The sequence below is a fragment of the Actinoplanes sp. G11-F43 genome (assembly GCF_050589265.1).
Lineage (GTDB): Bacteria > Actinomycetota > Actinomycetes > Mycobacteriales > Micromonosporaceae > Actinoplanes.
The window spans coordinates 60,355-82,140 of sequence record NZ_JBNZCE010000020.1 but is presented as its reverse complement, the minus strand read 5'-3'; the positions used below and the strand labels follow the sequence as shown (position 1 = coordinate 82,140).

The following is a 21,786-nucleotide window of genomic DNA, read 5'->3' as shown; positions in this document are numbered from 1 at the left end:
CACCCGATAGGATTCCGGCATGGAAGGCCGTCGATGTGACGCGACCGTGGTCATCCCCGCCCGCGACGAGGCCCACCGGATCGGCGTCCAGCTCGCCGCCCTCACCGCCCAGGACTACGGCGGCGACTGGGAGGTGGTCGTCGCCGACAACGGCTCCACCGACGGCACCGGCGACACCGCCCTCGGCTGGACCGGCCGGCTGCCCCGGCTCCGGGTGGTCCGCGCCGGCCACCCCGGCGTGAACAGCGCCCGCAACGCCGGGGCCCGCGCCGCCCGGGGCCGGATCGTGGCCTTCTGCGACGCCGACGACGAGGCCACCCCCACCTGGCTGAGCGGGCTGGTCGCGGCCTGCGCGGACACCGACATCGCCGGCGGCTACCTCGACCCGGTGGCGCTCAACAGCCCGCGCACCCGGGCGTCCCGGCCGGCCAACCCGCCCGACCGGCTGCCGCTGATCATGGGCTGGCTGCCGTACGCGACGGGCGCCTGCATGGCCGTCCGCACCGAGGTGTTCACCGCCCTCGGCGGCTTCGACGAGACCTACACCGGCGGGGGCGGCGACGACGTGGAACTCTGCGTGCGCGCCCAGCTCGCCGGGCACACCGTCGGCTTCGCACCCGGCGCGGTGGTCCGGTACCGCCTGCGCGACGGACTGTGGCCGCTGGCCCGCCAGCAGATCGGATACGGCCGGGCCGACGCCCGCCTGCTCCGCGACTTCCGCGCCCACGGCCTCACCGTCAACAGCACCGCCGAGGCCGCCCGCGAATGGCTCGGCCTGCTGGCCCGGGCCGGCCACCTCCGCGACCCGGACCGCGCCGGCCCGTGGGTCTGCGAGACGGCGTGGCGCCTGGGCCGCCTGCGCGGCAGCCTCGAACAGCGGGTGTGGTGCCCATGACCAGCCCCGCCGAGCCCGTTCCCGCCGAGCCCGGCCCCGCCCAGCCCGTTCCCGCCGAGCCCGGCCCCGCCCAGCCCGGCCCCGCCCAGCCGGCCCCGGCCACCCCACTCGGCTCGTCGCGGCCGGCGCGGCCCACCCCGCCCGGCTCGTCACGGCCGGTTCGGGCCTGCCTGTCCGGGGAGGACCTGGACTGGCTCGGTGGCCGGTCGCTGTGCGTGGCCCTCGACCTGCCGACCACGGTGTCCCCGGCCACCACGCCGCGGGAGGTGCCGTGGGCCCACGAGGTGTGGTCCTTCCTGCACCCGGACGACGGCCCACCGGCACCGGTCACCGTCGACACCCGGGCGCCGATCGCCAGCGGCCTGTCCAGCTCCACCGCCCTGATCATGGCGTTGTTCGACGTCTACGCACCGGACGCCACCCGCGCCGACCGGGTGCGCTGGGCGTACGAGTTCGAATTCGCCTTCTGCAACGGCGGCGGCATGGACCAGCTGGCCATCGACCTGGGCGGCGTGACCCGCTTCGACGGCCGCCCGGCCGGCCTGCCCGCGGTGACCGGCCACACCACCTTCCCCAGCGAGTGGGCGGTGATCGTGGTGGACTCCCGATCCCCCAAATCAACACCCGGCCACATCCGGGACGTACGCGCCCAGCAGCACCGTGACGACCCGGAACTGGCCGCCTACATCCGCCGCTGCGACACCGCCACCACCGTCGCCTGGGACGCGATCATCCGCCGCGACCTGCCCGCCCTGGGCGCCGCGATGACCGAGGCACACCGGGCGATGCGTGACCACCAGCGGATGTCCACCCCGGTGCTGGAACGCTTACGCGCTCTGGCCCGCGGCACGGCCGGCCTCCCGTTGAAGGTGAGCGGCGCGGGCGGCGGCGGAGCCCTGACCGGAATCTGCCGCGCCGACGACGCGAGCTCGATCGCGGAGGCCGTCGCGCGGGCCTACCGGGCCGACGGTTCCCCGGCGGAGGTCCTGGTCACCGGCGCGACACCACCCCGCCACTCATAGGCGAGCCACTGCGCGTAGTGGTGCAGACGAAACCCCAGCTCCGTATCCACCACCCGCGGGGCCGCCGCCCTCGCCCTCCCCCGGCGCAGATCCCGCACCGGGACCGGGCGGACCGCTCGCGCCACGGCGTGCGCGAAGACCTCCAGCGGATACGCCGGGACCGGCTCCTGCCCACCACCCCGCGCGAGGATGCGGGCCACATCCCGGACGTGCAGCGGGCGGATCAGCGCGGGCTGGTCGTCGGTGAGCAGGATCGGACGCGACCGCAACGCCTGCCACACCAGCGTGCCGACGGCCTCGCCCGGTCCGCATCCCGGCCCGTACAGGTCTGCGTCGATGTGATTCAGATCCGCACCGTCCTCGGCGAAGGTCACCGCGATCCCGTCCTCGGCGAGAAACGCGGCGAGGTACGCGGGGAGATGCGCGGTCCGCGAGTCGCCGTCATGCCGGAGCACCACGGCGCGGGACGGGGCGGGCGGTCGCAGTGGACCGGTCCGTCCGGCGCCGACCGCGCGAACGGCGAGATCAGCGAGTCGCCGCAGGTCGTCCGCACCGAGCGGGGCACCGGGCCGCTGACTGACACCACCCGGCCCGATCGTGCGCAGCGCCTCAGCCGCGGCGGCATCCATCCCGGCGGCATCCATCCCCGCGGCGTCTTCAGTGGCGCTCGAAGCCGGGTGAGAGGACGGTCCGGGTACGGCCGGGCCCGGACCGGAGGGCGTCCCCGGCCGGGATGGTGCGGAGCGGGAGAGCAGGCCGAGCGCATGAGCGGTCAGCCAGACGCCGTGTTCCTCCGGGGTGAGGCCGTGGGCCGGCGGGGCGCCGCGCAGCCGGAGCCGGGCCTCGGTCTCCAGGTGCAGCCAGGTGCCGTCGGCGGCGCGTTCGAGGCATTGGGCGACGCCGTTCTTCAGGAACGGCACCAGCCACGGCGGCTCCGGCATGATCCGGGGTGGGCCGGGTGGCGCCACCGGCAGGAAGCAGGCCGACCGGCGGGGGCCCCGGAACGCGTTCCCGGCGATGCTGGGCCCGTCCTCGTGTTCGGCCAGGTTCGGGACGGCGATCAGGCAGCGGACCCCGGCGGTACGCAGGAACCGCTGCATCAGGATGTCGTCCGGCCAGCCGTCGGCACGCTGGTCATCAGCGGCCCGCGCGTATCCGAGCGCGATCTCCCGGGGCAGCACCAGCGCGGCGCACGGCGTGTACTCGCCCACCGCCGGCACCCACCGGTCCCCCTGTAACGCGCCGATCCGGACCATCGCGCCGTTGCGCGAGTCCCCGTTGGCGAACAGCGCGAGCGCGGCGTCCGGCGCGGCCTCGATCGCGTCGAGGACCCGGTCCCAGATTCCGTCCGCGAGCCGCATGTCGTCCTGCAACACCAGGTGGTGGGTGTGGCCGGCGGGGACGCTCGCCCAGGCGGCGATCGCGGTCCGCAGCGCGGTCGGCGGCCCGTCCGGCCACGGATCGACGACCACCCGGAGCAGGCCGGGCGGTCCTTGAGCGGCCACCCGGGCCCCGGCGTCGCCCCGGGCCGGGTGGGTGAGGACCGAGCCACCGAACCGGTACCGGCCACGGCCGAGCGCCGTCCGGTCCTCGCCCGCCGGGTCCGGGACCGCAGTCAAGTGAGGCCCGCCCAGCTCGCCCAGCCGGACACCGAGGCCATTCCCTCGTCCAGGCCGATCCGGGGGCGGAAGCCGGTGCCGGCCAGGCGGGAGGCGTCGACGGTGGTACGCCGGCCGAACAACTCCCGGTCGCGGTCCGCCCAGGCCGGGCTGTCCGGCAGGTCCAGGCGGGGCAGGCCGAGCAGGTCCCGGTACCGGTCGTAGTAGTCGCCCCAGCTCGTCGTCTCCGGGCCGGTGAGGAGGAACCGGCTTCCGGCGACCGCCGGCGCGGTCAGCAGGTGGGCGACCGCGCTCGCCACGTCGTGCACGTGGACCACGTCGCAGGTGCCGCCGCCACCGCCGGGCAGGCAGGCGTTGTCCTCCCGCAGCCGGCGCAGGGGCCGGATCGTCCAGACCGGCCCCATCGGCCCGTACACCGCGGCGGGTTGCAGTCGCACCACCTCGACGCCGCCCGGACCGCCCTCGGTGACCAGGGTGTCGGCGGCGGCCTTCTGTGCCGCGTAGGAGAGGTCGCCCGGTTCCGGGACCAGCGGCGGTGAGTCCTCGGTCAGTGCCGGCCCGGTGCCCGCCCGGTAGACGGCCGCGCTGCTCAGATGGACCAGGCGGCGCACACCCGCCTGGGCCGCCGCGGCCAGGACCGCCGCCGTGCCGTCGACCGTCACGGTCCAGCGTTCCCCGGGTTCGCCGTGCGAGCCGTAGACCGTGTGCACCACCGCGTCGCAGCCCCGGAAGGCCGCCGTCAGCGCACCGGCGTCCCGGATGTCGGCGGTCACGAACCGCAGCCGGTCCGGCGCACGGTGGGCGAGGCGTGCCCGGCGCGCGTGGGTACGGACCACCGCCACCACCTCCGGCACCCCGCTGTCGAGCAGGTACTCGACGACATGCCCGCCGATGAACCCGCCGGCTCCGGTGACCGCGACCCGCCCACCCGACGGCGATCCGGACCGCGCGGTGGACGTCCGCCGTGACGGCTCCCACGGGCGGGGCAGACCGCCGGCCGGCCGGCAGCGGGCGATCAGATCGACCGTCGCGGCGGCCTCGCCGAGGGTCGCCGCCACCGGGACCTCCGTCGCGGGGGACGGTGGGCCGTGGATCGTGCGGGCGAAGCGGACCAGCTGGTGGCGGAAGAGACCGGCCCGGGTCAGCAGTGCCGGGTCGGTGGCCGGGATGCGGCCACGGGACGGTGCCGGGCCGCTGATCTCGTAGCCGGCGGCCCGTTCGGTGCCGATGGTCAGGGTGGCGTCGGTGCCTTCGAGGACGATCTGGTTCGCCAGGGCGCGCAGGCGGCTCAGGGTCACCTCGGCGGTCACCGCGCCGACGGCGAGGCGCAGTTCGACCTCGGACGCGGCACCACGAACATTCTGATCGAAACCGGACTCAGCGTGGAGCCGACCGGGCCCGGTGTTGTCCCGGTGGGAGAGCAGTTCGGCGGGTCCACCCAGCCAGCAGCCCAGCAGGTCGAGGACGTGCGGCCCGAGGTCGGCGAGGACGCCACCGCCCGGACCGGGTGCGAAGGCGGACGGCCCGGCCGCCGGCCAGGCGTAGGCGGCGCCCTCCCGCCACCGGACCCGCAGCAGCCGGCCGAGGCGCCCGGAGGCGAGCAGCTGCGCCACCCACGGGGTGGCCGGATAGAACCGCCGGACGTGCGCGGGGATCACCGGCACCCCGCTCGCGAGCAGCGGGCCGAGATCAGAAGCGGTCAGCGCGACCGGTTTCTCCAGCAGCACCGGGATCCCGGCGGCGGCCAGGATCCCGGCGACCGTGGTCTGCGATCCCGGCCCGGTGGCCACCAGAGCGGCGTCGATCCGCGGCACCGAGGCACCAGGAAGCGACGGCACGGCACCGGGGCGCCGCGACCCGGCACCCGGGCGCGGGCCGGGCAGTTCGCGCACGTCGGTGAAGGTGGCGACCGGATACCCGAGGGCATCGGCGATCAACGCCGTTCGGGCCGGATCCCGGTCGACCAGGGCGGCGACCCGGAACGGCGGGTCCGGGAGGAGCAGCGCGGGCAGATGGCACAGCTCGGTGACCGCGCCGCACCCGACGATGGCCAGTGCCGGAGCGGTCATCGCCGCTCACCGGCCGGATGGGTGACCCATACGCACGGCTCCCAGTAGGTGCCGCGGTCGAGTTCCCGGTCGACGTCCAGGGTGGCGAGGCCGTGCGGGAAGACGTACCCGCCGGTGTCCGGGAAGGCCATGCCGGTCCAGCTCTCCCATTCCCGCACGGTTCCGGTGATCAGCGACGATGCGGTGGTGGACGGGCCGAGCACTCCCCCGGCGGCCACATGGTTGCGCAGCCACGGGTCGAAGGGCTCGCCACGGTCGGTGGTCCAGGACGCGTACCGGCTGATCGGGGTCAGGGGGTATCGCTCTTTCCAGGTGGGCCGCAGCGGCGCGACCAGCCGGCCGAACCCGGTGCCGGCGGCGAGATCGCGCAGTGCGGTGAGCATGGTGCCCGCGTGCCGGCGACCGCGGTGCCGGGGTGCGACCTCGATGCCGAGCGCGCACAGCACGTCGGAGGGAGCGCCGCTGAAGCCGGCGACGATGGCCGCGTCGATGCCGGCGCCGGACACGTCGTCCCAGGCGACCGGGAGGGACCGGGCGACGGCGAGCACGTCGTCACCGTCGATGAGGGCGAGCTGGTACTCCCCGAATTCGGCGAAGAGGCGTTTCCAGTAGCCGGCCATCACGTCGCCGTGCAGGTTGTATTCGGGCAGCACCCGGTCGAAGAGGGCCGGGACGCGGTCCCAGATCTCGGGCCGGACGGCATGGCTGACCAGCTTCATCGATCGTCCTCCACGGTGAAGGCGGGCCCGTCGCCGCCGCAGACGCGGAGCGGGCCGAGTGGTGGGTAGGCGGCCAGCGCGGCCCGGATCAGTGCCGTGCCGGCGACGAGTTCGGCGCGCGGGCGGGACCGGATCCGCATCCGGCGGTGGTGGTCGCCGGGGAAGACGTTGCGGCCGTGGTAGGTGTAGATGTAGAGCTGCCCGTGCCCGTGCAGATGCTGGACGGGCACGTCGCGGTGCAGGTCAAGCAGGAGCTGCCAGTCTTCGCCGTAATGCTCGTACCGGCCGCTCTCCGGGTATCGGAACCGGGTGTCCCGGGTCATCAGCATGGTGGGCGGCAGCAGCGGGTATCGCCCGGCCGGTGGCCTGCGCCAGTCGATCCAGTGCAGTTCCCGGTCGGCGCCGAAGAGTTGCAGGTGGTCGCTGAGGAACGAGCTGTGCGCCCCGGCTTCGGCGAGCGCGCCGATCTGGACGGTGAGCCGGTCCGGATGGTTGAGGTCGTCGTCGTCCCACACGCAGACCAGGTCGCCGGAGGCGGCGTCGAGGGAGAGGTTGCGCAGCGCGCCGAGGCGCAGCGCCGGGTCACCGTCGAGGATCACCGATTGTGGTACGCCGTGGGCGCGCACCGAGGACCGGAGCCGTTCGGTGTACGCCGGGCCGCCCTGGGAGACGATGACGAGTTCCCGGTGCGGGTAGTGCTGGGCGGCGAAGCAGCCGATGGCCCGGTCGGCGAGCGCCGGGCGGTCCCGGGTGACCATCAGGCAGCTCACCGTGGGGTTCACCGGGCCTCCAGGTCCCACACGATCGCGGCCGGGATGTCCTTCCAGGCGGCCATGGCGGCGTCGGCGATCCGTTCCTCGTAGCCGCCGGGTGGCAGGGGGCCGGCGAACAGCGGTTCGCGGCAGGAGCGGACGGTGAGGCCGTGTGCGGCGAACGCGGTCAGGTAGTCGGCGGCCAGGTGCACGTGGTAGGGCACGAAGCCGAGCCCGCCGTCCGGCCGGACGAACATGGCCGGGCCCTGCAGCAGGGTCATGAACGGGTGCGGGTCGGTGATCACCAGCCGCCCGCCGGGGGCGAGGACGCGGCGCAGTTCGCCGATCGCCGGGCCGAGTTCGGCGACGTGGGCCAGGGCGAGACCACAGACGACCAGGTCGTACGCCTGGCCGGGTCCGGGAAGCCGGTCCAGTGTCCCGGTCTCGAAGTGGGCGCCGGGCACTTTGGCGACGGCTTTGGCGAGCATCTCCGGTGACTGGTCGACGCCGGTGACCCGGTGGCCGAGGGCGCTGAGCCGGGCGGCGTGGCGCCCGGTGCCGCAGGCGGCGTCGAGTGCCCGGCCCGGTGGCAGCCCGTCGAGGATGGCGGCCACCGCGGGTTCCTCGGCGGCGATGACGAAGTTGGGCAGGGTGTCGTAGCGTTCGGCCCAGACCGCGTATCCGTCGGACGGGCTGAGTTCGGTGAGTGGCTTGCCGGCGCCCCGTTCCCCGGCGAGGCGGCGCAGGCTGTCGACGCGGGCGGCCACGAAGTCGTCGTCGCCGGTGGTCGCGGTGCGCAGCAGGGCCAGCCCTTCGACTCCCATCATCAGTTCACGCATCCGGGCTCGGTGCGGCATCCGCCAGGCTCCCCTCAGGTAGAAACAATTCATGAGCGTTGATGTCATCGAGGGGTACTTCGGGCGGGAGAGCGTGGCGCCGGGCGAGCCGATCCGGATCCACGCCTCGACCACCGCGCCCCGGTTCCGTGTCGACTTCGTCCGGCTCGGCGCCGAGCCCCGGTACGCCGGAAGCACCCACTGGCTGCCAGGACAGCACAGCCCGCGGCCGATGATCGCGGGCCACGCGGACCCCTCGGTGGACTGGGACTGGCCGGCGCACACGTTCACTCCCCCGGACGACTGGCGACCCGGGCTGTACGCGGCCTTCTTCGAGACGGCCGACGTCGCCCCGGCCCGCGGCGGGCCGTTGCGGGGTTTCGGCCGGGACGCCCTGGTGGTGCGGGCCGGGCGGGAGCGCAACCGGATCCTGTACAAGGTCTCCACGTTCACCCGGCACGCCTACAACCGTGGGGACGGCACCGGGTTCGGCGACGGGGCCAGCCTGTACGACGATCCGGTGTACCTGCCCGGCCAGGGGCACAAGGTGAGTTTCCGCCGGGCCGGGGGCATCGACTTCCTCGCCTACTGGGACGCGCCGTTCCTGGCCTGGCTGGAGCGTTCCGGGTACGCCGTGGACCTCTGCACCGACCTGGACCTGCACGAGGATCCGGGGCTGCTGGACGGCTACCGGCTGCTGTTGAGCGTGGGGCACGACGAGTACTGGAGTGCCGAGATGCGGACCCGTACCGGGGAATTCGTCTCCTCCGGCGGCAACGTGGCCTTCCTCAGCGGCAACACCTGCTGGTGGCGGGTGCGGGTGACGGACGGCGGCACCGCGTTCGTGTCGGACACCGACCACCGGGTCGGCGACGTCTACCCGCGGCTGCCGGCCCCCGACCTGTGGTGGCCGATCGCGCCGGAGAACACCCTGACCGGAGTCAGCTTCCGCAACGGCGGGATGTGGCCGGGCGGCTGGCCGGGTGACCGGCCGCGGACCGGGTTCACCGTGCAGCACGCGGACCACTGGGTGTTCGCCGGAACCGGTCTGCGCGACGGCGACCGGCTGGGCGAGGGGACACCCCTGATCGGGTACGAGTGCGACGGCGCGGCCTTCCACCGGGACGCCTCCGGGCTGGCCCGGCCGACCGGCGCCGACGGCACTCCGGCGGACTTCACCATCCTCGGGATCGCCGAGCTGACCCCGGTCCACGACGATTTCCATCACCTGCGTACGGGCCACTGGAACTGCCCGGACCGGGACTCCGACGGTCCACGGGCGGCCACCATGGGGGTGCACTCGCCGGGCGCCGGCACCGTCTTCACCGGCGCCACCACGGACTGGCCGGTGGTCGTCGCGAGCGGCGCCGACCCGCTGCTGGAACGGGTCACCCGCAACGTGCTGGACCGGCTCAGCACGTGAGCCCCCGGGCCAGCGGGACCACCTCGGCCAGGTCGCGGACGCACCACACGCCGTCCACCGGATGGTCCGGGAACGGGCCGGTGCGGCACAGGTACGCCGCGCGCATGCCGACGGCGCGGGGCCCGGCCACGTCCGGCCCCCACATGTCGCCGACGAACAGCGTCTCCTCCGGGGTGAGCCCGCACGCGGCGAGGGTCATCCGGTAGATGCGCGGGTCGGGTTTGCGCATGCCGGCCCGCGCCGAGGTGACCGCGACGGCGAACCACCCGCCGAGGCCGCTGTCGCGCAGCGCGCCGTCCAGGTCCCAGTGCCAGTTGGAGCAGACCGCGGTCCGGATGCCGAGGCCGTGCAGGGCGGCCAGGGCGGGGCCCGCGTCGGCGTACGCCGTCATGGTCATGGTCTTGGTCGCCTCGTCGAGATCGTCGGCCAGGGCGCCGGCGCGGGACTCGGGGACGCCGTGCCGGACCACCCGGGCCCGCAGCCTGGCCAGCTCCCAGTCGCGGAAGCCGGCCGCGGTGCGGGACGCCTCCTCGTGGCGGGCGCCGTCGTCGAGAGCGTGGTCCCACGCCTCGCCCCATCCACGGGCGAGCGCGCCGAGACCGTGCGCGGTGAACACGTCGCGGTGCGAGCGCCAGTGCGACAGCCGGGCCAGGGTCCCGTTGAAGTCGAAGATCACCCCGCGCAGCATCAGAACCGTCCGCAGCGGCGCGGGAAGTAGTCCTCCAGCCCGCCCTCGCGCCAGATGTCCACGGTGGCGCAGTGCAGGCCGCCGCCGAACGGCCCGACCGCCCGGAACGGCACCGGCACCACCTCCATGCCGAGGGAGTTCAGCTGGTCGGCGAGGCGCACCTCGCCGGCCTCCACGCAGACCGTGCCCGGGTCCAGGTTGAGGATGTTGACCGCCAGCCAGGGGCTGCAGAACGACAGCCGGGGGTAGTGCTTCCAGCTGGCCGGCTGCACCGCCTCGACCACCTGCCAGTCGTTGACCTCGAAGTACTTCACCAGCTCGGGGTCGGCCAGGCGTTCCCCGGCGTGCAGCACCAGGCCGGGGCGCAGCGGCACCCAGGTCGCGTCGATGTGCAGCGGATGGGTGTTGGTGAAGGTGACCGGATGCACCCGGTGGTCCGGGAAGTGCCGGCGCAGCCAGTCCACCCCCTTGCGGTTGGTCACCAGGGAGAGCTGCACGAACAGGTCGCGGCCGAACCGGGCGATGTCGGCGGCGTCGAACAGCGGCTCCTCCTCGGTGAGGACCAGGTCGTGCGCGGCCACCCGGGCCAGCTGTCCGGTCTTCGGCACGGTCCGGTACTCGTCCCAGAACCCGGGCACGAAACTGGCGTCGGTGAGCCGGGGTTTGGGCGCGGTCTCCCAGCGCATGTCCGGATCGGCCTCGAACAGCTCCTGCAGGACGGGGCGGTAGCAGAGGTACTCGAACCAGCGGCTGCGGTAGCACATGGTGGCTTCCAGGATCTCGGTGCCGACGGTGATCAGCACGTCCCGAGGTGGCATGCAGCCGAACCCGGTCGGGATCTCCCAGTCCGGGGTGGCGAAGGTCTGCGCGAAGTCGATCGGGGTGGGCCGGGACACCCGGATGCCGCGCCTGGTGAGCATGGTGGCGAACGCGTCCAGCTGCTCGTTCGCGGCCTCGGTCATCTCGGCCGGCATCGGCCCGTAGGTGCCGAGCGGGAAACCGTCCTCCGGGAAGTCGCGCTGCACGGCCGGCTCGGGCGCCTGCACCATGGTGCCGTCGGCCCGCCCGACCAGCACGTGCCGCAGCGGGTCCCAGCCGTTCCAGGAGTTCACACGCACCTGAGAAGTCCCTTCGGTCAGAGGAAGAGGTCGTGGTCGCGGTCCAGCACCGGCCGCCCGCGCCCGGCGGCGATCTCGCCGAGTTCGAGGTTGGAGTCGTGCCGGGCGCAGTGGAACCGGCAGTCCCGGGACGGGTCGACCAGGCCCCGGTCGGAGCGGGCCCAGATCTCCGGCAGCGGTTCGGTGACCGCGTCGCCGAGGCGGGCCGCCGGGTTGCCCCGGTGGTACGGGCAGACGTAGACGCCGGACGGGGTGACCAGGGTGCGCAGCTCGGTGACACCGCAGCGGTGGTAGTCCTTGGGCTGCACCGGACCGTCCCGGCGCCGCACCGAGTCCATGGTGGACGAGTTGATCACTTCGAAGCCGGCGCCGGCCAGCGCCTGGGCGGCGACGATCTGGGCGGAGACCTCGGCCAGGATCGCCGGGTCCAGCCCGATCACGTGGTGCTCGTCGTCGAAGAGCGCCTTGACCTCGAAGAAGTCGCAGCCGATGTCCCGGGCCAGCTCGGCGGCGGGCAGGATCTCGCGGTGGTTGCCCTCGACCGCGCCGTCCGGCCCGCGCCGCACGATCACCAGGAACGAGTAGCCCAGCGCGCCGGTCTTCACCGGGGCCAGCTTGCGCATGTTGCCGATCACCTTGTCGAACACGCTGCCGCCCCGCCGGTCCGGGCGGACCAGCCGGAACGTCTCCGCGGTGGCGGCGTCGACGGAGACCCGGATCCAGGAGGCGTACGCGGCCAGCTCCTCCAGGTTGTGGTCGATCATGGTGCCGTTGGTGACCACGCCGACCGCCACCCCGGCCTCGCCGAGGGTGCTGATCACCCGGCGGGTGCCGCGGTGCGCGAGGGGTTCCCCGCCGCCGATCAGGATGACCGCGCGCACGCCCATGCCGGCCAGCTCACCGGCGAGGGCGGCGAGCCGCTCCGGGGAGAACCGGCCCTGGTTCAGCAGCTTGCCGCTGATGCACTCGGGACAGGCCAGGTCGCAGAAGGTGGTGGGGTCCAGGTCGACCACGACCGGGCCGGCCGAGCGCTGCCCGGCGGCGACCCGTTCGACGACCGGATAGACCCCCGGCTGGTAGAGCTTGGCCGTCAGATCCAACCGGTCGATGGTCACGATCCATCACCCTTCGCGATACGCCGGAAAACCGCAGAAATCACCGCGGTTGAATAGGGATTCGAGATACCACAACCCTAGGGGAAGATTGCCGATGATCGATATATTGACTATTGGAGACAGTGCCGCTATGTGGCCCTGACCAGGGGCGATGATCTCCAGATATGCAAGTTGCATATTTTGTTTCATCTATTCTCACCGCATGGAACTGGACTCCCGGACACATCGGTGGACACTTTCCCAGCTACCACCCGGAACGGAGATCACCGGCGCCGAACGGCTGGGCGGCGGCTGGTCCTCACTGGTCCGCGCGGTGCACACCCGGGACCGCGACTACGTGCTGCGCACCATGATCCGGCCGGAACTGGCCGACCGCGCCGAGGAGATGGTCACCCGGGAGGCGCGGGTGCTCGGCATGCTGGCCGGCACCGGGCTGCCGGTGCCCCGGGTGCTCGGCGCCGACCCGTCCGGCACGCACACCGGGATGCCGTCGCTGCTGACCACCCGGCTGCCCGGCCGGATCGAGATCGGCGACGACCACGCCACGGGCGCCCGGGCGGTGGCACTGGCCCGCCAGCTGGCCGCGATCCACCGGGTCCGGCCGCCGGTCGCCCCACCGCCGTACGTGGCGTGGTCCTGGCCCGGCGAGATCGTGACCCCACCGGACAGCCCGCGCCCGGGGCTGTGGCGGCGGGCCGAGGAACTGATCACCCGGGAGCCGCCCCGCCACCCCGGCCGGTTCCTGCACCGCGACTTCCACCCCGGCAACGTGCTGTTCGAGGACACCGCGATCACCGGCGTGGTGGACTGGACCGAGACCTCCTGGGGGCCCGCCGACCTGGACGTCGCCCACTGCGCGACGATGCTGGCGCTGCTGCACGGCGACGATCTCGCCGAGACGTTCGTCGGGGCGTACCGCACGGCCGGCGGCGCCCTGGCCCCGGACCGGCACAGCCACCTCTACTGGCGGCTGCTGGACGCCCTGTCGTTCGCCCCCGCCGCGGCCAACGCCGGTGGGCCCTGGCGCGAGCTGGGCCGCACCGACCTGACCGCCGAGGTGCTCGGCCCGGCCCTGGAACGCCACCTGGCCCACCTGCTCGACACCTACGGCTGACCGGCCCACAGCCGGCGTCCAGGTTCGCCGGGGAAGACTGCGTTCATGATCGACAACGCCCGCAGCCTCGTCTACGGCTACCTGCCCGACCAGCTCACCCTCGCCTTCGCCGACGACGAGACCGCCGCGGAGGAGGCCGCCGAGCTGACCGCGCTGGCCGCCGCGACCACTCTCGGGCAGGCCCGTGCGGTCCCGGTCCGGCACCTGCGGAGCAACCCGGCCGCCCCGGAGTACGACGACGGCGCCGACCACGAGCCGTTCGCCCTCGCCGAGGTGGGCGCGGTCCTCGAGGGCGACTGGCCCGGGATGGCGGCGAGCCGCGCCCTCACCCTGCTGCCGAAGGACCTCCAGGTGGAGTACGGCACGCCCACCGACACCACGCTCAACGGCGACTACCTGGAGATCCCGGTCGTCGCCGAGGACGGCCTGGTGGCGGCCCTGCGCGAGCGCGGTCACCGGGTCCGCCGCGACGACACCCTGCTCAACGTCCTGGACGGCGCGACCCTCCGAGGCCAGACCGCGTGGTGATCTGTGGTCCGATCCGGGCCACAGATCACCACGCGACCGGAAGTCCTAGCGGACCCGCTCGGCGGTGAACTGCATGCGCGGCGTGGCGTAGAACTCCTGCGCCTGCACCAGCCGGAGTTCGCGCTCGCCGGACCGGTAGGTCGTCTCGATCAGGTCGAAGACACTCGACGCGGTCCGCTCCAGTGCCGTCGCCGCGTCCTTGGTGGCCACGTAGTGCGCGGTGAACAGCGCCGCCGTGACGTCACCCGAGCCGTTCGCCTTGAACGGCAGATGCGGGGTGTTCACCAGCCAGGCGCCGGCCCCGTCCACCACCAGCATCTCGATCGTGCCCGGCTCCCGGTCCGGCCGCTCCACGCTGGTGACCAGCACGGTCGACGGGCCCATCGCGCGGGCCAGGTCGGCCGACTCCAGCGTCGACTCGATGCCGGCCGGCTCGGTGCCGGTGAGGAAACCCAGCTCGAACTGGTTCGGGGTGATGATGTCGGCGACCGGCACCACCCGGTCACGCAGCAGCACCGGGATCTCCGGCGCGACGAAGCACCCGGACTTGGCGTTGCCCATCACCGGGTCGCACGCGTACACCGCGGCGGGGTTGGCCTCCTTGACCCGGCGGACCGCGTCGACGATGACGTCGGCGATGCCGGCGCCGCCCTGGTAGCCGGAGAGCACCGCGTCGATCTGCGGGAACACCCCGCGCTCCTCGACGCCGAGGATGATCTCGGCGACGTCCGACGGCGGGATGAGCGGGCCCCGCCAGGCGCCGTAACCGGTGTGGTTGGAGAAGTTGACCGTGGGGACCGGGACGACCTCGACGCCGAGACGCTGGAGCGGGAAGACGGCCGCGGAGTTCCCGACATGGCCGTGGGACACCGCCGACTGGATGGACAGAACCTTCATCCGCCCAGCCTAGATACCCGCCCGGCGGCCCTTGCGGGCCGTCACCCGGCACCGCGAGACGAGACGCAGCGTCTCTCTTGCCCGCACCCCATCGCCGCGGACGGCGATCCCCGGAGAAACCCCGTCCGGCCCGCTCTCGGGAATGTTCCGGGGACGGATCCCCGCCCGGAGCGGACGGGGACCGTTCACGGGGATCACCGGTTCACGACCCGCGCCCGGTCAGCGGGCGGCCAGTTCCAGCCGCGGGCCGGCCACCCGGGCGCCGCCGGCCACCTGCGCGGCGATCTCGCCACCGCGGACGGCGATGTTGGACAGCAACCCGGAGCCCAGGCCGTGACCGGACTCGGTGGCGCCCAGCACGAAGACCGGAAGGGCCGATCCGTCGGTACGGCACAGCCGGTAGTCGCGGCCCAGCCAGACACCGGAGCAGTCGCCGAACGAGGCGCCGAGCAGATGCCGGGGCAGCGGAGAGGTGAACCCGGTGGCGCAGACCACCGCGTCGTACGCCTCCCGGCTGCGCGCCCCGGTCATCCGGTGCAGGACGTCCAGGGTGGTCCGCCGGCCGGCCGGGACGGCGCCGGTGACCCGGGTGGCGCGGTGGAAACGCAACCGGCCGGTCCCGGTGATCTTCTCGTGGTACTCGAAGTCGTACAGCCAGGTCAGCAGTTCCGGGTCGACGCTGCTGTAGTTGGTGGAGCGGTGCCGGCCGAGCAGCTCGTCACGCACGTCGCCGTCGGCGAAGTAGAAATCGTCGACCGCGGCCGGATCGAAGACACGGTTGGCGAACGGACTGTCGTCGGCCGGGGTCATCCCGTACGACGAGAGGTAGCAGTCGACCGTCGCGCCGGGATAGGTCTCCAGGACGTGCCGGACCGCCTCGGCCGCGCTCTGGCCCTGCCCGACGACCGCCACCCGGGACCGGTCCGCGAGCCCGGCCGAGCGCAGGCCGCCGAGGAGCCGGGTGTTGTGGAAGACACCGGGCAGTGACGCGGACCAGTCCGGCATCCGGGGTGCCGAGCCGACGCCCAGCGCGACGTACCGGCTGCTGACCCGGTGGGTGCGGCCACCGGCCCGCCAGGACACCACGCAGCCCCCGGTGTGCTCGTCGAGTTCCACCGACAGCACCTCGGCACCCCAGCTCACCGGGGTCCGGAGCCGGTCCACCGCCCAGCGCAGATAGTCGGTGAACTCCAGCCGACTGGGGAAGAAGGTCTGCTTGTTGATGAAGTCGCTCATCCGGCCGCGCTCGTGCAGATAGTTCACGAAGGTGTAGCCGCTGCGCGGGTCGCGCTGGGTGGCGAGGTCCTTGAGATAGCTGATCTGCATGGTCGACGAGGACAGCAGCATGTCGGGGTGCCAGTCGAATCCCGGCCGCCGGTCGAGGAAGAGCGCGTCGTCACCGGCGCCGGCGTCCTCCAGCGCGACGGCCAGACCCAGGTTGGCCGGGCCGAGCCCGACACCGACGAGTTCGCGATCAAACATGGTCCCCACCCTCAAGATCGTTGCGGTAATGGACGAACTCACCGTCCCGGTGCGACTCGGTGAACCCGAGGGACCGGTACAGGGTCTGGGCGACGTCGTTGTCGCCGTGGGTCTCCAGGACGACGGCGACCGCCCCGGCGGCCCGCGCCTCCTCGATCGTCCGGACCACCAGCGCCCGGCCGGCGCCGAGCCCGCGGGCCGACGGCAGCACGAAGAGGTCGTTGAGGATCCAGGTGACCGTCAGGCTCAGCGAGGAGAACTCCCGGTAGATCTGACAGAAGCCGACCACCCGGTCACCGGACCGGGCGGTGAGCACCCGCGAGTCCCCGGCGGCGATCCGGGCCCGCAGGAAGGCGGCGGCCCGCGCCTCGTCACCGGAGCGACCGTAGAAGAGCCGGTAGGCGTCGAAGAGCTGTTCCACGGCCGGCGCGTCGTCCGGGCCGGCCGGGGTCACCACGAGTGCGGTCGCTGAGGTCATCGGAGGGTTCCTGTTCGTTCGAGGGACGTCGTCACCCGGTCGGCCGCCCGCTCGGCGAGAGCGGGTGCGATCTTGAAACCACCGCCGGACAGACCGGTCATGAACCATAGGCCGTCGGTGGCCGTGGCCGCCGGGCCGACACCGCCGGATCCCCGCACCGGGTACATGTCGGACGCGACGACGCTGCTCAGGTATTCGGCTCCGGCCAGTGCCGGGATCCGCCGGGCCAGCGCCGCCACGGCCCGGCGATCCGGGGCCGCCGGGTGCTACTCCGGGTCGGAGCGGTTCAGGATCCGCACCCCCTCGGCGTAGGTCAGCAGGTCGGCGTCGGAGATGGTGAGGCCGTCACCGACGGTCACCTCCAGGGTGGCGTTCCAGTCCGGGACGTCGACGGCCAGCGTGACCGTCCCGGCCGTCCGGGTCAGTGCCGCGGCGGACGCGCCGACCGTCCGGTCCGCACCGGCGAGCGGTTGCCGTTCCCGCAGCACGGTACGGAACCCGGCGGTGCTCGCGCCCGGTGCGCGGAAGGTCATCCGCGAGGCGCTGACCGTGTCGGTGACCAGGCCGGCCGGACTGCGGGCCAGATCGAACGGCGGCTGTACCGGGATCGACGCGCCACTGAGCGACTCGGCCAGCGCCACCACCCGCGGCGTCGTGTACGTGTCGTCGGTGGCCAGCTGGATCCAGCGGCCCGGCGACTCCCGCCAGACGAGGGCGAGCTGCCGGGCCGGGCGTACGTCGACGGTTCGCAGCGAGCCGGCCTGACCGCGTACCGTAATCGTCTTCTCGGTCGCACCCTCGGTGACCGGCGGCTCGTCGCCGGAGACGGTGACCGTGACGTCCGCGTGTTCGACCAGTTCGGTGGCCTCGAAGAAGGCGCTCAGCCGGCCGGCGTCCGCGGTGACCACCGGGGCGCGCATGCCGTCCACGATCGGAAGCGTGTACGGGAACCGCGGCGCCACCCAGCCGTCGGCCAGCCGCACCGTCGCCGGGTCGTCGCCGGCCGCCGGTGGCATGATCGGTTCCGGACCGGTGACCCGCGCGAACACGAACGGGACGCCCGCGGCCAGCACCGCCGCGACCGACACCCCGGCAACCGTCGCGACCCGGCGCCGGTGGTAGCGGCGGGACCGTTCGTGCACCGTACCGAGCAGGCCCTGCCCGCCGGGCGCGCGACCGGCGGCGCCGTGCATCGTCTCGGAGCCGGGCCAGCACCTCCTGCACCAGGTCCTCGGCCAGGTGCGCGTCCCCCGACAGCACGAAGGCGAACCGCAGCAGCGCACCGCCACGGCCCTTGACGAACTCGTCGAAATCGGTCAGCACGCCTCGTACACATACGATCGGGAGCCCGGCGCCGACACGTCGACGTCGCGGAGCACGATCGAGAGCCGGTCACCGAAGGCGTCACAGGCCTTGGCGAACCCGTCCCGGGAGTACTCGATCACGATCACATTGTTCCCGTACGTGGCGGTGTACGCGTCGCACTCGTCCCATTCGCCGCACTCCTCGGCGACCGCGAAGTCGAACCCGGCCTTGCGGGCGTTCGCACTGCCCAGCTCGGCGAAGTTCTTCTGCCCGCCGGCCAGCCCGCTGGCGTGCGCCCGGTGGTTGAGAGCGGTGGCGAAGGCGACCGCCTGGGCCTGGGTCAGCAGACCCTTCGAGCGGAGGTACGAGTCGAGGTTGTCGGACTCGATCGCCTGGAACCCGTCGGCGGCACACCCGTCGATCCACTTCCCGACGATCGCCGTCAGAGCCGTGCGCTTGGTCTCGGTGGAGATGTCGAAGATCAGCTCATCCCAGTCCTCGTCGATGACCAGGTCACCGTTGCGGTCCTTGAGCAGCAGGTCCGGGTGGTTCTTCGTCCACCAGGCCTCGTCACCCGGCTGGGCCTGGAACGCGTTGACGTAGCAGATGTTGTACGCGCCGGCGGCCGGCTTCGCCTCCCGGTCCCGGCTGACCACGGTGACCCCCTTCGGCAGTGGGTACGCCCCGCCGAGCTGGTAGTCGACGCCCGCGCCGGCCGGTGGCCGGGTCCAGCCCGCCTTCGTTGCGGTGGCCTCCGGGACGACGCTCGCCCGGCTCGCAGCCGGGCTGGAGTTCGGGCTGCGGCTGGGCGACACGTTCACATTGGGTGCCGCGACCGGAGCCGTGCCGGCGGGTCCCCACCAGGAACGCCGAGTGCCGGCGTCAGCGGTGCCGATCCCGACACCGAGCGCCACGACCACGACGCCCGCCATGACGGCGCCCACCTTGACCCTCTCACGGTCGACTGCCATCGATCGAACTCCTCACACGTCCGGGGAACCACTCCCCTGATGAACGCGCTGACCAAGTCCACCTGCTGCCGCCATGATCAAGAAATCTGCGTTCACTCCTCACCCAGACGTTCTCCTCAGCGGAGCGGGGTGGCGACCATGACGGCGAAGGGGTTGCGAAGCCGGTGCATCGTCTTCTCGTCGCGGGCCGAGGCAGGCGGATCCGGGCGGCGGTCCTCGACGGAGAGCGGGGTCAGGAACGACAGTCTCGGGCCGCTGACGGGCTCCGGACTTCGACGGGTGAAACCGGTGTTGTCGGGCATGAGGTCCTTCTCTCGAACAGCGTGACGGCAGCACCTGTGCCACGCGTCACAGGAATCGCAGAATCGATCTGGCGAATGAATAAGGAAAAGCCGAACGGCGGCCCGCTGAACCAGTCGGGCCGCCGTTCGAAGACTGCGAATCAGATGACGCGGATATTCTCCGCCTGCAGGCCCCGCTGGCCCTGGGTGACGTCGAATTCCACCCGCTGGTTCTCGTCGAGGCTGCGGAATCCGCTGGCCGAGATCGCCGAGAAGTGGGCGAAGACGTCGGCGCCGCCCTCGTCCGGGGTGATGAAGCCGAAGCCCTTGTCACCGTTGAACCACTTCACCGTACCTGTAACCATGTCTGCTCCTTCGCAGGCCAGACGAGACCGCCATCTGCGGGCTCGCACGCCACCGCGTTGATCACCCGCGCCGGAATCGACACAAAACGAAAAAGCGCCTCGCTGGATCACAGATCCAACAGGCGCTGAGAACGTCCACGGAAATCAAAACTGCAACCGGGCGACCGTATCACAGAAAACGGCCCTCCATCGAAATTCCCGCCAGACTCCGATCTCGTCCTCGTCACCGCCACGGTCCCCCGGGTGGACACCCCTCGGCCCGGAATCAGCCCGATATCCGGTGGAAACAGTTCGTCGTTACGTTCTACCGACGAGTTCAGGACCGACCGTCAGGTGTCCTCGGACGCTGTTCGTGCAGTCCGCAACGCCACGGAGGGACGTTCGTGAACCTTCTCCTGCTGACCGACAGCCCCGTCGACGTGCTGCCGGCCCTGGATCTTCTACCGCACTCCGTGCCGGTCGCACCGCCCGGCAGATGGTCGGAGGTGGCCAGGGACCCGCAGGTGGACGCGGTCCTGGTGGACGCGACCGGCCGGCTCGGCCAGGCCCGCACGACCTGCCGGGCCGTCCGGGCGGCCGGCCCCACCGTACCGCTGCTGGCCCTGATCCGGGAATCGGGCCTGGCGGTCGTCGGCAATGACTGGTGCGTCGACGACTTCGTCCTCACCACCGCCGGCCCCGCCGAGGTGGCGGCCCGTCTGAGCATGGCGGTGGGCCGGCGCACCCTGGACGCCCCCGCCACCGACGAGCTGATCCACATCGGCGACCTGACGATCGACCCGCACAGCTACACCACCCGGTTGCGCGGCGAGTCACTGGCGTTGACGTACAAGGAGTTCGAGCTCCTGAAGTTCCTGGCGTTGAGCCCCAGCCGGGTCTTCAGCCGCGACCAGCTGCTCCGCGAGGTGTGGGGCTACGACTACTTCGGCGGCACCCGCACGGTCGACGTCCACGTCCGCCGCCTGCGGGCCAAACTGGGCCCCCGCTGCGAAACCATGATCGGCACAGTCCGCCAGGTCGGCTACAAGTTCGTCCCACCCGCCCACAGCTCGATGTCCTTCTACGAGGATCCCCTGCGCGCGGCGCTGTCCACCCGCCCTACCACGGCGGCCTCGGCATAGGAGTAACTCACCCTCTTGTGAGCGTCTGTTGACAACGCTCACACACAATCCTATGGTTGCCCTGATCAGCCTGACAGGCGTCGCTCGAATCAGGGAGCACACGGCATGGGATCCGACGAACCCGCCATCGAATCAGCCGGACGCGGGCAGGGGGTCCTCGACCTTCTGAGCAAGGCCATCGAGATTCAGGGCCCCATGGTGCGTAAGAACATCGCGCGGGCCCGCCAGCGGAATCCGGAAGCCACCCCGGCTCAGGTGATCCGCACCCTGGAGGGAATGTATGTCGGCGCGCTGACCAGCACAGGCGCCGCGGTCGGTGGTGCCGCTGCCGCACCCGGCGTCGGCACCGGGATCGCGCTGGCCCTGTCGGCCGGCGAGGCCCTGTCATCGCTGGAGATGAGTGCCCTCTTCGCGCTCTCCGTCGCCGAGGTCCACGGCGTGCCCATCGACGAGATCGAACGCCGCCGGACCATCGTCATGGGCATCATGCTCGGCGGAACCGGCGCGACCACCATCACCAAGGCCGCCGAGCGCACCGGTCAGCACTGGGCACGCCAGGTGGTCGCCAAGGTTCCGATGGAGACGTTGCGCCAGATCAACAAGATCCTGGGAAAGAACTTCATCACCAAGTACGGCACCAAGCAGGGCATCGTCGTCCTCGGCCGGGTGGCCCCCTTCGGCATCGGTGCCGTCATCGGCGGAGCCGCCAACGCCGCCATGGCCACTCTGGCGGTGCAGGCCGCCCGGCGCGCGTTCGGCCCACCACCGGAATCATGGCCGGCGCGGGATTCGGCCATCGAGGGCGAGATCTGGCCGCCCTCTTCCGAACCGCGGTGACGCCGAAGCGCCGGTTCCCTCCGGAATGGCGTAATCAACTGACCTGCGGCGAATCCGCCGTTCGGGTGAGTGCGGTATCCGATGACCGGTTCGGGATGAACCCGTTTATGCGAATACATCCGCACATGTTGATCAGTATACGATCGGCCGC

Annotated in this window: 23 protein-coding genes; 7 read left to right on the top strand and 16 right to left on the bottom strand. The window is 72.4% G+C overall.

What is annotated here, in order from left to right; translation table 11 throughout:
- Positions 1–19: 19 nt before the first annotated feature.
- Complete coding sequence (locus tag ACQ0O7_RS24440) at positions 20–895, top strand: glycosyltransferase (protein WP_430784600.1); 876 nt, start codon at positions 20–22, stop codon at positions 893–895.
- A complete protein-coding gene (locus ACQ0O7_RS24435; protein WP_430784598.1) occupies positions 892–1,917 on the top strand; it encodes a hypothetical protein in 1,026 nt (341 codons plus the stop codon). Before ACQ0O7_RS24440 ends, ACQ0O7_RS24435 begins: the two co-directional genes overlap by 4 nt.
- Here the strand turns inward: ACQ0O7_RS24435 and ACQ0O7_RS24430 are convergent.
- From ACQ0O7_RS24430 to ACQ0O7_RS24410, 5 genes are read right to left on the bottom strand one after another with little or no spacing between them, the layout of a single operon-like run.
- Positions 1,851–3,536, bottom strand: a complete 1,686-nt coding sequence (locus ACQ0O7_RS24430; RefSeq protein ID WP_430784596.1) for a hypothetical protein — start codon at positions 3,534–3,536, stop codon at positions 1,851–1,853. The two genes, ACQ0O7_RS24435 and ACQ0O7_RS24430, sit on opposite strands and share 67 nt — an antisense overlap.
- Positions 3,533–5,605 carry an NAD-dependent epimerase/dehydratase family protein gene (locus ACQ0O7_RS24425; RefSeq protein WP_430784594.1) on the bottom strand — a complete coding sequence of 691 codons (2,073 nt, stop codon included), beginning with the start codon at positions 5,603–5,605 and terminating at the stop codon, positions 3,533–3,535. The genes ACQ0O7_RS24430 and ACQ0O7_RS24425 overlap by 4 nt, the downstream gene beginning before the upstream one ends.
- A complete protein-coding gene (locus ACQ0O7_RS24420) occupies positions 5,602–6,324 on the bottom strand; it encodes a hypothetical protein (protein WP_430784592.1) in 723 nt (240 codons plus the stop codon). The genes ACQ0O7_RS24425 and ACQ0O7_RS24420 overlap by 4 nt, the downstream gene beginning before the upstream one ends.
- Positions 6,321–7,106, bottom strand: a complete 786-nt coding sequence (locus ACQ0O7_RS24415; protein WP_430784590.1) for a glycosyltransferase family 2 protein — start codon at positions 7,104–7,106, stop codon at positions 6,321–6,323. Before ACQ0O7_RS24415 ends, ACQ0O7_RS24420 begins: the two co-directional genes overlap by 4 nt.
- The gene (locus tag ACQ0O7_RS24410; protein WP_430784588.1) at positions 7,103–7,915 is read right to left on the bottom strand and encodes a class I SAM-dependent methyltransferase; all 813 of its coding nucleotides are present in this window, start codon (positions 7,913–7,915) and stop codon (positions 7,103–7,105) included. Before ACQ0O7_RS24410 ends, ACQ0O7_RS24415 begins: the two co-directional genes overlap by 4 nt.
- Before the next feature lie 49 nt (positions 7,916–7,964).
- Between ACQ0O7_RS24410 and ACQ0O7_RS24405 the strand changes: the two genes are divergently transcribed.
- Positions 7,965–9,335: a N,N-dimethylformamidase beta subunit family domain-containing protein gene (locus ACQ0O7_RS24405; protein ID WP_430784586.1), complete on the top strand. Its 1,371-nt coding sequence runs from the start codon at positions 7,965–7,967 to the stop codon at positions 9,333–9,335.
- Here ACQ0O7_RS24405 and ACQ0O7_RS24400 read toward each other — a convergent pair.
- The 3 genes from ACQ0O7_RS24400 to ACQ0O7_RS24390 are packed head-to-tail and all read right to left on the bottom strand — an operon-like array spanning position 9,325 to position 12,256.
- Positions 9,325–10,023, bottom strand: a complete 699-nt coding sequence (locus ACQ0O7_RS24400) for an HAD family hydrolase (protein ID WP_430784584.1) — start codon at positions 10,021–10,023, stop codon at positions 9,325–9,327. The genes ACQ0O7_RS24405 and ACQ0O7_RS24400 overlap by 11 nt on opposite strands.
- Positions 10,023–11,141: a hypothetical protein gene (locus ACQ0O7_RS24395; RefSeq protein WP_430784582.1), complete on the bottom strand. Its 1,119-nt coding sequence runs from the start codon at positions 11,139–11,141 to the stop codon at positions 10,023–10,025. The genes ACQ0O7_RS24400 and ACQ0O7_RS24395 overlap by 1 nt, the downstream gene beginning before the upstream one ends.
- Positions 11,142–11,158: 17 nt before the next feature.
- The gene (locus ACQ0O7_RS24390; RefSeq protein WP_430784580.1) at positions 11,159–12,256 is read right to left on the bottom strand and encodes a radical SAM protein; all 1,098 of its coding nucleotides are present in this window, start codon (positions 12,254–12,256) and stop codon (positions 11,159–11,161) included.
- Between the two features lie 202 nt (positions 12,257–12,458).
- On the opposite strand from ACQ0O7_RS24390, the gene ACQ0O7_RS24385 reads away from it, so the two are divergent.
- Positions 12,459–13,370 (top strand): phosphotransferase family protein, encoded by a 912-nt coding sequence (locus ACQ0O7_RS24385; protein WP_430784578.1) that lies wholly within the window; start codon positions 12,459–12,461, stop codon positions 13,368–13,370.
- A 45-nt stretch (positions 13,371–13,415) separates the two neighbouring features.
- Positions 13,416–13,898: a hypothetical protein gene (locus ACQ0O7_RS24380; RefSeq protein ID WP_430784576.1), complete on the top strand. Its 483-nt coding sequence runs from the start codon at positions 13,416–13,418 to the stop codon at positions 13,896–13,898.
- A 45-nt stretch (positions 13,899–13,943) separates the two neighbouring features.
- On the opposite strand, the gene pdxY is transcribed toward ACQ0O7_RS24380, so the two are convergent.
- From pdxY to ACQ0O7_RS24340, 8 genes are all read right to left on the bottom strand, one after another.
- Positions 13,944–14,795, bottom strand: coding sequence for a pyridoxal kinase PdxY (gene pdxY / locus ACQ0O7_RS24375; protein ID WP_430784574.1), 852 nt, complete (start codon positions 14,793–14,795; stop codon positions 13,944–13,946).
- 219 nt (positions 14,796–15,014) lie between these two features.
- Positions 15,015–16,277, bottom strand: coding sequence for a lysine N(6)-hydroxylase/L-ornithine N(5)-oxygenase family protein (locus tag ACQ0O7_RS24370; protein WP_430784572.1), 1,263 nt, complete (start codon positions 16,275–16,277; stop codon positions 15,015–15,017).
- Positions 16,270–16,755 (bottom strand): GNAT family N-acetyltransferase, encoded by a 486-nt coding sequence (locus tag ACQ0O7_RS24365; protein WP_430784570.1) that lies wholly within the window; start codon positions 16,753–16,755, stop codon positions 16,270–16,272. The genes ACQ0O7_RS24370 and ACQ0O7_RS24365 overlap by 8 nt, the downstream gene beginning before the upstream one ends.
- Positions 16,752–16,994, bottom strand: a complete 243-nt coding sequence (locus tag ACQ0O7_RS24360) for a hypothetical protein (protein WP_430784568.1) — start codon at positions 16,992–16,994, stop codon at positions 16,752–16,754. Before ACQ0O7_RS24360 ends, ACQ0O7_RS24365 begins: the two co-directional genes overlap by 4 nt.
- A gap of 27 nt (positions 16,995–17,021) precedes the next feature.
- Positions 17,022–17,948 (bottom strand): hypothetical protein, encoded by a 927-nt coding sequence (locus ACQ0O7_RS24355; protein ID WP_430784566.1) that lies wholly within the window; start codon positions 17,946–17,948, stop codon positions 17,022–17,024.
- A gap of 123 nt (positions 17,949–18,071) precedes the next feature.
- Complete coding sequence (locus ACQ0O7_RS24350; RefSeq protein ID WP_430784564.1) at positions 18,072–19,031, bottom strand: endo alpha-1,4 polygalactosaminidase; 960 nt, start codon at positions 19,029–19,031, stop codon at positions 18,072–18,074.
- A 116-nt stretch (positions 19,032–19,147) separates the two neighbouring features.
- Positions 19,148–19,333 carry a hypothetical protein gene (locus ACQ0O7_RS24345; RefSeq protein WP_430784562.1) on the bottom strand — a complete coding sequence of 62 codons (186 nt, stop codon included), beginning with the start codon at positions 19,331–19,333 and terminating at the stop codon, positions 19,148–19,150.
- A gap of 140 nt (positions 19,334–19,473) precedes the next feature.
- Positions 19,474–19,677: a cold-shock protein gene (locus ACQ0O7_RS24340; RefSeq protein ID WP_430784560.1), complete on the bottom strand. Its 204-nt coding sequence runs from the start codon at positions 19,675–19,677 to the stop codon at positions 19,474–19,476.
- Between the two features lie 383 nt (positions 19,678–20,060).
- Here ACQ0O7_RS24340 and ACQ0O7_RS24335 point away from each other — a divergent pair, with 383 nt between their 5' ends.
- On the top strand, positions 20,061–20,798 hold the full coding sequence (locus ACQ0O7_RS24335) for a winged helix-turn-helix transcriptional regulator (protein ID WP_430784558.1): 738 nt from the start codon (positions 20,061–20,063) through the stop codon (positions 20,796–20,798).
- Positions 20,799–20,903: 105 nt separating this feature from the next.
- Complete coding sequence (locus tag ACQ0O7_RS24330) at positions 20,904–21,635, top strand: hypothetical protein (protein ID WP_430784556.1); 732 nt, start codon at positions 20,904–20,906, stop codon at positions 21,633–21,635.
- The last annotated feature ends 151 nt before the right edge of the window (positions 21,636–21,786 follow it).

Bases quoted from the DNA above. Each gene is read 5' to 3' on its own strand.
- ACQ0O7_RS24440 (WP_430784600.1), top strand. From the start codon at position 20: ATGGAAGGCCGTCGATGTGACGCGACCGTGGTCATCCCCGCCCGCGAC.
- ACQ0O7_RS24435 (WP_430784598.1), top strand. From the start codon at position 892: ATGACCAGCCCCGCCGAGCCCGTTCCCGCCGAGCCCGGCCCCGCCCAG.
- ACQ0O7_RS24425 (WP_430784594.1), bottom strand. From the start codon at position 5,605: ATGACCGCTCCGGCACTGGCCATCGTCGGGTGCGGCGCGGTCACCGAG.
- ACQ0O7_RS24420 (WP_430784592.1), bottom strand. From the start codon at position 6,324: ATGAAGCTGGTCAGCCATGCCGTCCGGCCCGAGATCTGGGACCGCGTC.
- ACQ0O7_RS24410 (WP_430784588.1), bottom strand. From the start codon at position 7,915: ATGCGTGAACTGATGATGGGAGTCGAAGGGCTGGCCCTGCTGCGCACC.
- ACQ0O7_RS24405 (WP_430784586.1), top strand. From the start codon at position 7,965: ATGAGCGTTGATGTCATCGAGGGGTACTTCGGGCGGGAGAGCGTGGCG.
- ACQ0O7_RS24400 (WP_430784584.1), bottom strand. From the start codon at position 10,023: ATGCTGCGCGGGGTGATCTTCGACTTCAACGGGACCCTGGCCCGGCTG.
- ACQ0O7_RS24385 (WP_430784578.1), top strand. From the start codon at position 12,459: ATGGAACTGGACTCCCGGACACATCGGTGGACACTTTCCCAGCTACCA.
- ACQ0O7_RS24380 (WP_430784576.1), top strand. From the start codon at position 13,416: ATGATCGACAACGCCCGCAGCCTCGTCTACGGCTACCTGCCCGACCAG.
- pdxY (WP_430784574.1), bottom strand. From the start codon at position 14,795: ATGAAGGTTCTGTCCATCCAGTCGGCGGTGTCCCACGGCCATGTCGGG.
- ACQ0O7_RS24370 (WP_430784572.1), bottom strand. From the start codon at position 16,277: ATGTTTGATCGCGAACTCGTCGGTGTCGGGCTCGGCCCGGCCAACCTG.
- ACQ0O7_RS24365 (WP_430784570.1), bottom strand. From the start codon at position 16,755: ATGACCTCAGCGACCGCACTCGTGGTGACCCCGGCCGGCCCGGACGAC.
- ACQ0O7_RS24355 (WP_430784566.1), bottom strand. From the start codon at position 17,948: ATGCACGGCGCCGCCGGTCGCGCGCCCGGCGGGCAGGGCCTGCTCGGT.
- ACQ0O7_RS24350 (WP_430784564.1), bottom strand. From the start codon at position 19,031: ATGGCAGTCGACCGTGAGAGGGTCAAGGTGGGCGCCGTCATGGCGGGC.
- ACQ0O7_RS24345 (WP_430784562.1), bottom strand. From the start codon at position 19,333: ATGCCCGACAACACCGGTTTCACCCGTCGAAGTCCGGAGCCCGTCAGC.
- ACQ0O7_RS24340 (WP_430784560.1), bottom strand. From the start codon at position 19,677: ATGGTTACAGGTACGGTGAAGTGGTTCAACGGTGACAAGGGCTTCGGC.
- ACQ0O7_RS24330 (WP_430784556.1), top strand. From the start codon at position 20,904: ATGGGATCCGACGAACCCGCCATCGAATCAGCCGGACGCGGGCAGGGG.